The sequence below is a fragment of the Neolewinella lacunae genome (assembly GCF_014349155.1).
In the GTDB taxonomy this organism is placed as follows: Bacteria; Bacteroidota; Bacteroidia; order Chitinophagales; family Saprospiraceae; genus Neolewinella; species Neolewinella lacunae.
On sequence record NZ_JACSIT010000065.1, the window covers coordinates 43,812 to 53,065 of the forward strand.

General features: G+C 43.3%; 8 protein-coding genes. 1 reads left to right on the plus strand and 7 read right to left on the minus strand.

Annotated features, from left to right (window positions below; translation table 11 throughout):
* Positions 1-155: 155 nt before the first annotated feature.
* The 7 genes from H9S92_RS04235 to H9S92_RS04265 all read right to left on the minus strand — a co-directional run bounded on the left by H9S92_RS04235 (position 156) and on the right by H9S92_RS04265 (position 7,807).
* Positions 156-833: a hypothetical protein gene (locus H9S92_RS04235; protein WP_187465473.1), complete on the minus strand. Its 678-nt coding sequence runs from the start codon at positions 831-833 to the stop codon at positions 156-158.
* Between the two features lie 595 nt (positions 834-1,428).
* Positions 1,429-2,388 (minus strand): hypothetical protein, encoded by a 960-nt coding sequence (locus H9S92_RS04240; protein WP_187465474.1) that lies wholly within the window; start codon positions 2,386-2,388, stop codon positions 1,429-1,431.
* Positions 2,389-2,600: 212 nt separating this feature from the next.
* Positions 2,601-2,747 carry a hypothetical protein gene (locus H9S92_RS04245; RefSeq protein WP_187465475.1) on the minus strand — a complete coding sequence of 49 codons (147 nt, stop codon included), beginning with the start codon at positions 2,745-2,747 and terminating at the stop codon, positions 2,601-2,603.
* Positions 2,748-2,844: 97 nt separating this feature from the next.
* Complete coding sequence (locus tag H9S92_RS04250) at positions 2,845-3,789, minus strand: nucleotidyl transferase AbiEii/AbiGii toxin family protein (protein WP_187465476.1); 945 nt, start codon at positions 3,787-3,789, stop codon at positions 2,845-2,847.
* Entirely contained in the window at positions 3,786-4,511 is a 726-nt protein-coding gene (locus H9S92_RS04255; protein WP_187465477.1) for a type IV toxin-antitoxin system AbiEi family antitoxin domain-containing protein, read from the minus strand. The genes H9S92_RS04250 and H9S92_RS04255 overlap by 4 nt, the downstream gene beginning before the upstream one ends.
* A gap of 509 nt (positions 4,512-5,020) precedes the next feature.
* Positions 5,021-6,223, minus strand: a complete 1,203-nt coding sequence (locus tag H9S92_RS04260) for a glycosyltransferase family 4 protein (RefSeq protein ID WP_187465478.1) — start codon at positions 6,221-6,223, stop codon at positions 5,021-5,023.
* 33 nt (positions 6,224-6,256) lie between these two features.
* Positions 6,257-7,807, minus strand: a complete 1,551-nt coding sequence (locus H9S92_RS04265) for a hypothetical protein (RefSeq protein ID WP_187465479.1) — start codon at positions 7,805-7,807, stop codon at positions 6,257-6,259.
* Positions 7,808-8,454: 647 nt separating this feature from the next.
* On the opposite strand from H9S92_RS04265, the gene H9S92_RS04270 reads away from it, so the two are divergent.
* Positions 8,455-9,254, plus strand: an 800-nt coding sequence (locus H9S92_RS04270; protein ID WP_187465446.1) for a transposase, incomplete at its 3' end; no start/stop codon positions are given.

Consider the following 9,254-nt stretch of genomic DNA (forward strand, 5'->3'; position numbering starts at 1 on the left):
TTCCAACCAAGACCACCAGTTACCCTTGCCCTCTCCATCACCTATCCGCAGACCTCCCCTTTCCGCTGTGCCCCCCCGCTGAAAACAATTGCCCCTTGGCCATAATGGGGAGGACGGTCATCTTATTGCCCCATACTATCTCCTGCAACAAAAACTCAAAAATAGTAGGAATATTTCCCCCCTTTGTCTGCAATGAAGAAAGCTCCGTCACTTAGAAACTTCAGTCGGTACACATCGATATCCGTCTCTTCAAGTTCCTTTATCAAATTAGCGGGCACATCACCCAAAAATTGATACCCTCCCTCATAAACTACTACAAGGCCAGTGTTGGTCATGTGTGCGGCCCAAAGCTCACCGTACTCACTTTCACCTGCTGCCAACCAATCCATAATATCCGAATCGGAGGCAACGTAGAAATCATCGCTGATCATGATCCAATCTCCCTCATCATTAAACGTGATGGAATTGATCACTTCACCGTTATTGTTCCATTCTTCAATGGCAGCGTCCAGTTCAGCAGGGCATCCGTAGGAAGTAACGCCATTATCCCCCCACAAAACCAGCCAACTGCCGTTATCCGTTACGGTAACATCATCAATTAACTCGTCTCCTTCGTTGAGCTCGGTTAATTCTGCGAACATGGCGTCAGGGATGCCTTCTGCGGCCCAACCGTTTTTCTCGGTCAGCGCAATATCGCCCCCCGATAAGGTCATGGCAACGTTTTTGCAAGTGCCCCATTCGGCAACCTTGTCGCGAAGGAATTTCCGGCCTTGGCCGAACGAAATCTGGGTAGCCAGCACTAAAACAAGTGCGATAAGTAATGCTTTTTTCATAACGGCCTGTACTTTGAAGTGGTCAGAATGGTTCACAGTATCCGTCCCCACCAAGGGATTACCCCCACTGGTCAGACAAACGATGCGCAAAGTAGTGCGTTTCCGAGACTTCGGAGGCCCTTCTTTTTAAAGGCGGGCAAAACCTCGCTTACTACCCAAAAAATCTCTCTGCCAAGCCTACTTTGGAACCTTTGCCCCCACGCCTCGGCTAAACCTTCTCCCTCCCTCCAGCGATTTCTCCCTCCAGGCCCTCTTTAGCCGCCAATGTGCGAAGAGCCTTCACCCGGCGGAAATATCTTGGTGGGCAAAAGCCTCACTCAGTGCTCTTAGGTAGACTTCAGCACTTTGCTACGCCTACTATGGCAAAACTTCGGTACAAGTAGAAAGTTACCTTTCACGTTGAGTAGAGGGAATGGAGAGACCGGACGCCCACAGGTCCCTCTTTCTAAAGGCGCTTCTCACAAAGCCGGAAGCACAGTAGCCAACCTAGGTGGGTGATAATTTTCAACCTTGCAAGAAAAGGTTGAGCTCGTTCAAAAAAATGCGCAACAGCAAAAGCTTAGCCCTCCTTCGTGTGCTTGTCTGTGTGTCATTTCTATTTAATTTCTGTTATTATTTGATTGTTTAACTTCCTCTTTCTAACTACCAATTTCTTTAAACCAATGTAATTTTCAACCGATAAATTAGAACTTATCGAAACGACATATTTTTTACCCGTTGCAATATCTTCGATTTTTCGGAAATCATCTTTCGCGAAAATTTCGACTTCCTCCCCCATTTCTGTTAAATAGCTTTCTTTGGAGGTAAAATCTGTCGGTGGCGGCGGCGGTGGTTGAGGAGTTGGTAATTTCTCTAGATGGCTTACCAAATCGTCCCACCAAATTTCAATTATATCAGCAAAGATGTGCGTGCTTGAAAAACCGTCCCGCTTTGTACCTAAAGTAATTCTTAATTGCTGAACGGAAGCTAAGCGATAATACAGATTTTTTAAGTCATTCAGCGTTATCCCTTTCCCGATGTAAACAACAATTCTTCTATTGCCATTTCCATTCGCTAAGAAGAGCGGTATTTCGTCGAGTGTTGTGGCCTTGTCTCCTAGCCTAACTTTTATTAGGTTGTCCGCTGTTCTATAATAATGCATTACATAATTAAAATCATTTGCTTTTGATAAATATGCTTCCGTACCAATACCGATTAGTTCATACTCTTCAAAATCAAAATGTGTAATTTCTCTGTTTCTGTGATAAATTAAACTGTCGAAAATTACGAGCGTGTCTTCTTCCCAATGTTGAATTTCAGTTTCAAATGTTAGATCATCTCTATCAAGTGGAATTTTAATTACCCCATTTCTGATTTGAAATCCCCCCGTCTCTTTAAATGAATCACTTCCAAATAGCTCTACCCCATTCTCTTTGAAGTTTATACCATCAAATAATGGCTCGTCGCATCCATTTGGGACTGCAATCCAGTCCCCTTTAAGGTCCTCTTTCGTGATTTCCTTACATGAAGCAAAGAGCAAGGCTGCTATTATGGGAATTAGATTTCGAAGCTTCATTTCATTTTGCTATTGAGACGCAACTACCTTCCTAGCGTAACAAACCGGCTACCAGGAAGAAGTTTAAAGTTATGAATTTCATTTTATGATCCACTCTTACGACTACAAGTTGGCACCTCTCTCTGGTATTTCCCTATAGGCTACAGTGTGTGGAGCTTCCTTTATGTACCACTTCTGGCCGACCTTCATAACGCTCCGCCCCTCATAATTCATTAGCCTAGCGATTTTAAATCTTCCAGTAAGAACTCTATTGACTGCTCGATATCGGCCTCTTTGGCAATCTCACTTAATTCTTGTGTAGTGGTGGGTTGGTAGTTTTGCTTTTCTTTGAGTGCGTCAATGTCGACTTTTCTATCCACCACTTCCTTATTTTTAATGCGGTGTAAGCGTACTGAACTTCATCAATAGGCCCTGAAGAATCAGCTTGATCCTTTTCTATTTTCGATTCGGTGAATTTCATTTAATTCTCTTTATTAATCCCTCAAAGCACTTAGCAACTTCTCTTTCATTTGGTATTGGCCTGTATGCTAATGCCGAAAGTTCAGTTTGGTATTTTCCTTTTAATCGTTGCCAGATGATTGAAAAGTCATTTACCAAAGGTGATTCTGAAATCACTTTGCCTTGCCAACCCCTCGGCTCTTCAAAAATTTTTCTATCGTGCTGTAGAATAGCGTCAAATTTTTTCTTAAACGAATCGGATGCTACAAACTCAACACATTCACGGTCTCCCATTAAGTAATACAAATCATAAAAGTGCCTTATCTTTTCGGATACACTTTCAATCACATCCTCCTTAAAAGAAACCCGAATTAGAGACACCATCTTCTCCAATAGCGTTTGTTCTTTGCTCAATACGTTTACCTCAAAGGAATGGAGATTGTATTGATCGATGTATTTCAAATTACTTGTTTGCATCAAAAAGTCATGCACCAAACTCTTAACGGCGAGCTTTTTAAATGGGAAGGGATTGGCAAACGAGTTAATTTCAACAATGAGCTTATTGTTTAAATTGCTCTTTTCAGTTGCCACATATTCAAAAACAGATTTTCTGAATCTTGAACCTTTGCTAGTCACACCATCCATTTGCAACTCGTTTAAATCGGGTGTGATTTCTTTTTCGATAGTGCGGATGATGGTTTTAATTTCATTTCCCGTTCTTTCCTTGTCATTTATGATCGCAATATCTACATCCTCAGAAAATCGCTCTATAAGATTATAGGCCTTTGACAACGAGGTGCCTCCTTTAAAAACTGATTCACCAACAAATTTACTTTTCGCCAACCGACTTAACACCAATGTTATCCAGTAGTCTTTCTCTAAAAATTCTAATTTAATATCTAAGTGCTGTGACGCAACCCTTAATATATCAGAAAATAATTTTATATCGTGGTGTAACTTCATACAATATTCCATTTTTCGGTGGTAGATAAAGTTTTTGCTGCACCTGATAGTTTATACTTAGTAATCGGGTTCAATGATTTAAAAAGTGGCTCGGCCGTTTTGCGTTGTTGCAATTGCTCCAACAACGCACCTAATAAAGCTCTTGTAGAAGGCGGATATTTTAAAGCCAAACGAACCAAGGCATTGGTTTCCTTATCCGTTAATTTTTCGATGATTGCTAAAAATCGTTTGCAGGATGTTTCTATACTGGCATCAGGTATTTTTTTAACGTAGCGCATGGCATCCAGTAACTGCAACAAAGCAATGTTTTCTTTGGTGATGGCATTTTTTTGCTTTACAAAAGAAATCGTATAACGTCCTCTTTTAAAATTGGGGCGGACATCATTTTTACCGATTTGTATGGTATTGCTTACCTGGGTTGTTAAGCCCAATTGGTTATAGATGCTGTAACCAGTGAGATAGCCTGTGGGCTTTCCATTTTCTTCCAATAGGTCCTTTACTACTTGTGCCTGACTGGGTTGTAGCTGGCCAAAGGGCGTATTTTCCGGTTTGTAGTATTTCCCTTTGGACAGCTTGGCAATCTTCCCCGAAGCCACCATACGGTTCAGGGCTTTGATGACCGCTTCCTTTTGGCTCACCTCAGAAGCTAAGTCAGCATAGGTGAATACATAACCTTTGGGTAGTCTATCTATCGTAGATGCTATGTATTCAGCGGTCTTCATACCATTGATTTTCGTGCAAAGATAGGCAAAATGTCCAGTTTATTAGCAAAAAAACTGGACATTTTGAACATTGCGGGGATGGAAGTTGCTTGGCGACTGCCTGGCCCTTGACTTCCACCAAACTCGACTCTAGCCCTTTCCCGCTCGCCTAAACCCCTCCCCCCCCCAAAAAAACCTCCCCCACAAAGCCCACCAGCCCCCCATTCCCCGCCAGCTTTACCTTCCAGCACACCACCATCCCCAGCCACGTCGACCTGCCCACCCTATTCTTTCCTCCGCTGTGGAGGACATGTTGCGGGGGGAAGGCTACAGGGGATGCAGCTGGTCATCAGGTGCTTCTTCCGCGTTTGGTGGATGGCGTTTGGCGCATGAGGTCTTTGCATTGGTTCGGGCAAAGTTCCTGCGGGAGGCCCAGGCGGGCAGATGGGGTTGGGTGGACGGTTACGCACCTATAGATAGCCAATTAGAGTAAATTGATTTTTAAAATCCATGAGCGCACAAGTAAATGATTACTTTATAATTGATTCGAATAAATTTACCCACTCCTGGTTTACAAACTCAAGCCGGAATTTTTCCATTAGCATCCTTTTCCTGGCTTTAACGGAATAACTAATCAATGCTCTTTCATCAGTGTAAAGCATCAAAAGGTTTTTGCAAATATCGGTAGGAGTAGTACTCCGGTACTCCAGATGGGGATGAGACCACTGGTAAGTACTTTCGACCAGCTCTAAAAAAACTGCAGCATCACCCCAAATCTCTTTTTGATTTGAAAACCCAGGAACTATTTGTGCTGCGGTGGTTAATCCATGCTCATTACTCGCCAACCCCCATCCTTCGCCCATTGAGGTATTAATACCTACATCACATGACTGATAAAGAAGCTTGAGATCTTTTAAAGGTAAGATTGTTTCATCGTTGGGCATGATAACCCTTCCCTCGATTCCAAGCCTCAAAACTTCACTTTTAAAAAACAGCCGTTCCTTTAAGGTGGCGTGAGGAAGATGAAGAAACAAAACGGCATTAGGAGCCATTTTTGAGAATTTAGAAAATCCTTCAATCGTCAAATCCAACCGCTTTCTGGCCCAGTTGCGGTTAGCATTCAGAACTATAAAACTATCTTCATAATTATTGCCCTTTTTAAAAAAGGCTCGACGAGCAGCAACACGGTATTCGGCCAGAGTTTGATCTTTGACCGGGCCAGAACTCCAAAAAGTCTCTACCGAATGACCAATGACAGTACATTCGGGCAACACTCCGCAGTTTGCTTTTTCCAATACTGCATCAAATTGATCTTTTATAGATTTAGAGAAGAAAATTAATCGGTCAAATTCTAAAACCACTGCTATTTGCCCAAGATCAACCAAGTCACCGTCTACAGGAATGTAGATGGTGCGCTTGATGCCCAATCGTTTGCTGTAAGCAAATAAGGTTGAAAAATAATTCAGTGGAAACAGATCAAAATACCACAGGAATAAAGCTGGCTGTAAGGCTCGAAAGCCGGACATCAAGAAATTTTGCTGGTGCAAAAGACTGCCATTACAAAAACATGGAATGATGGTTCCTCCCTCCGCTCTTGTATACACGTCTCCCTCCTGATCCATTGCAAAAAGAAACACTTGGTAATGATCCTTCAATGCATCTATGATAAGGTTCGAGACAGAAGAAAGGCCCACCCCTTTCTCAATAGTACTTATAATGGCAATCTTCTTCATTCGCCTGCAGCAGAAGCCCGGAAGTTTTTAATTTTAGCCGGCTACTGTCATAAATGGACAAATGTGAATGATCTCCACGGGATTTTCTGCATCTACATCTACTTCTACATCAAGATCATTTTGCGTTAAGAACTGGTACTTCCCACTGTATCCCTCGATATCAAACGGATAATTTGGGCTAGCCAGTGAATAACTTCCGTCTTTATCCACCTGAAATACAATCCGATACAAATTGCTCCTAACACTAATAACTCCGAAGGATGTCATCGGAAATATATTTGAACAAGATATCGGTTCGGGGGCGAATCCCTCCAAGCGAAGATCGTTCATTTGATTGGCCAGTTGCATTATACGCTCCTCATCTTTTAGCTTAGAAGGAGTATGACCCGCAGTTGCCATATTGTACATTTGGGCGTAAACGATTACTCTACGGAAAATTGATTTCCCCTGAAAATCTTCCCTCAACGAAGAAAACACCATCGATGTGGCCAGAATGTCTTCAGCTTTCTCTAAATAATCCTGGGCGCGGCCTTCTAATACGTTTGGATATACGGTCTCTTCGTAATATTTCTTACTGGCCAAGGCCTCATCTCCCCCACCCGCTCTATTAAAAGGAAGAAAAGCTACTTTATCTGCGTTATCAAGATTTACTTGGCTGTATCTATACAGATTGCCAACGGCGATGTTTCCAGAGGAACCAAGGTTAACAGTATATACCCAAGCATTTAATATTTTCCCCAGGTTTAAAATAAATACTTCCTCTTGTTCTGCCATTTTAATGGCAAAATTTTTGATCTCACTAATACCAATAAAGCGATCATTCGTATCACCACTGTTTACCTCACAAATTAATATGATAGCCATCAATTGGGAATTTACGATCGACTTGTAATATTCACAATAATCGTCAGCGTATTTATTAATTTGCTCGCTGGTAACTTTCGTGTAATATTCTTGAAAGCTGTAAGGTTTTATAATCGTTGCTTCAAACCATGATTTTCCATCGGCAGCAATCCGTTGGCTTATCATATCGGCGTATAAATCTAAGAGGCCTGTCCCTCTTGTAGGACCCATGATTTGGTTGTGAATATTGGCAAGGCAAAATTCGACTGAATCATTACTTCCGAGGACCCGCTCGTAGAAAATGTCAAATGTTCTACGCCCCATGTGGGGTAATTTACCGTCAGGGGTAGGCGTGAAATACTGTAAATAATTTTCAAAAACAGTATCGATTCTGCCAATATCATCAAGTATTGCAGCGTGGGCCCCTAGCCACCTATCAAGGCGTTGGCCATCAACGAGTTCTTTGAGGTGCTCAGAAATGTCTCCTAGCTTTTTGTTCACCTCTTTTAGTTCCTTGATAGCCTCATTCAGTTTTGAAGAAATGTTCTTTAACTCATCCAGCTGCGCTTGATCCATAGCAGCACCGCCATCATCACCGGTAACAAGTGAGAAGATAAAGCCGATTCCGGCACTGGTAGGGTCACCAGCTATCGTTTCGATAACCGAACCCAGCATTTTTTCCCCTACATACTGCATGGGGGTCTTCTTCTTGGCCTTTTTCGTTTTTTTATTCTTGGGCATAGTATTATGTATTAAATATTGAATGGTGTGGCCTGAATCTTAATAGAAACTAACGCCAAAGGTATGCGCCTACCCGACTGAATATGCGGCGTTTCGCATAGCTGCTAATTGAAAGCAGCCCCAACATACTATTAAAGGTTCAAACATCCAAGTTTTCAGGCCAAAATTTTAGCCAGGCCCTCTTTGGCCCTCACTTTTTCCACTTAATGCTACTGGGCCAGGCTAAGATTCGGGGAGCATCTCGTGTGCTTCGCCCCCCCCTTCCAGCCCACCACCACCCCCGGCTAGGCCGACCTGGCCCACCCCATCCTTTCCCCCGCTGGGGAGGACATGCTGCGGTTGGAAGGCTAAAGGGGATGCAGTGGGTCATCGGGTGCTTCCTTCACATTAGCTGGATGGGGGAGGGGCGAGAGGGGCTTTCCTTTGGTTTGGGCGAAGTTTCGGCGAGGCTTGTAAAATCATTTCACTTCAATCTTTGAGATTCCTGGAGGAAACTAATGACACACTTTATGCAATATCCCCTAGAGACCTACGCTAGGTATGACTTTTTCCTCGTTTTCCCAGATCGACCTAAATAGCACACTACTCTACATTTTTAGAAAGTGCGAAGCGAGCACTACCTTAGGGGTTAACCACAACTCCAACTCATGCTCACTCCGCAACTGCGTAAATTTACTGACTTGTACGGAAAATACGGTCTTGGTGCTACAAAAAACCTTCACTTGATCTGCCAACTTCTCATTTTGGGAAGAACTTGCAGCCTATGGAAACTCAAGGATTATGTCGGCTTGGCCCTCGACAAACCGCTTGTTCAGCCCGCCAGTCACTATCAGCGATTGATTCGATTTTTCGATGCCTGGCAAGACAACGCTGGCTTTATTCTTGACGTTCAGCGACGAACGCTGAGCCTACTTCGTCGCTTTCGTTTTACTCACTTACTCTTGGATGGTACCAGTTGGAAGCGAGGTCAGCAAAAGTATCACTACATGGTGTTGAGCGTTCTAGTCGGCTCCGTGGCCATCCCCATCTATTGGAAACAACTAGGTAAAATTGGTGCTTCCTCCCAAGCAGAGCGCAAAGCTCTGTTTACTGAAGCGATGAAACATCTCGACCTGAAGGGCATGACGCTGCTTGCTGACCGAGAATATGTCGGCCAAGAATGGTTTAAGTTCCTGATTGACAACAAAATAGAGTTTGTCATCCGACTGAGGTTCGGCGACTTCTACCAAGCTGTAGACGAAGCTCCCGGTAAGACTTATCAGCAGATGTATGACCAGTGCCGGAGTCACGGTAAGTTCTGCCGCAAACGTATAAAGTTGGGTGGACAGTTCTATTTTATATCGATGCGTCCTAATCCTAAAGGGACCGCTGGTGATGAGGTGATCATTTTTCTGACGCGCCTCCGACCGGTCAAGAAGACTGTTGACCAATACATAAAGCGTTGGCG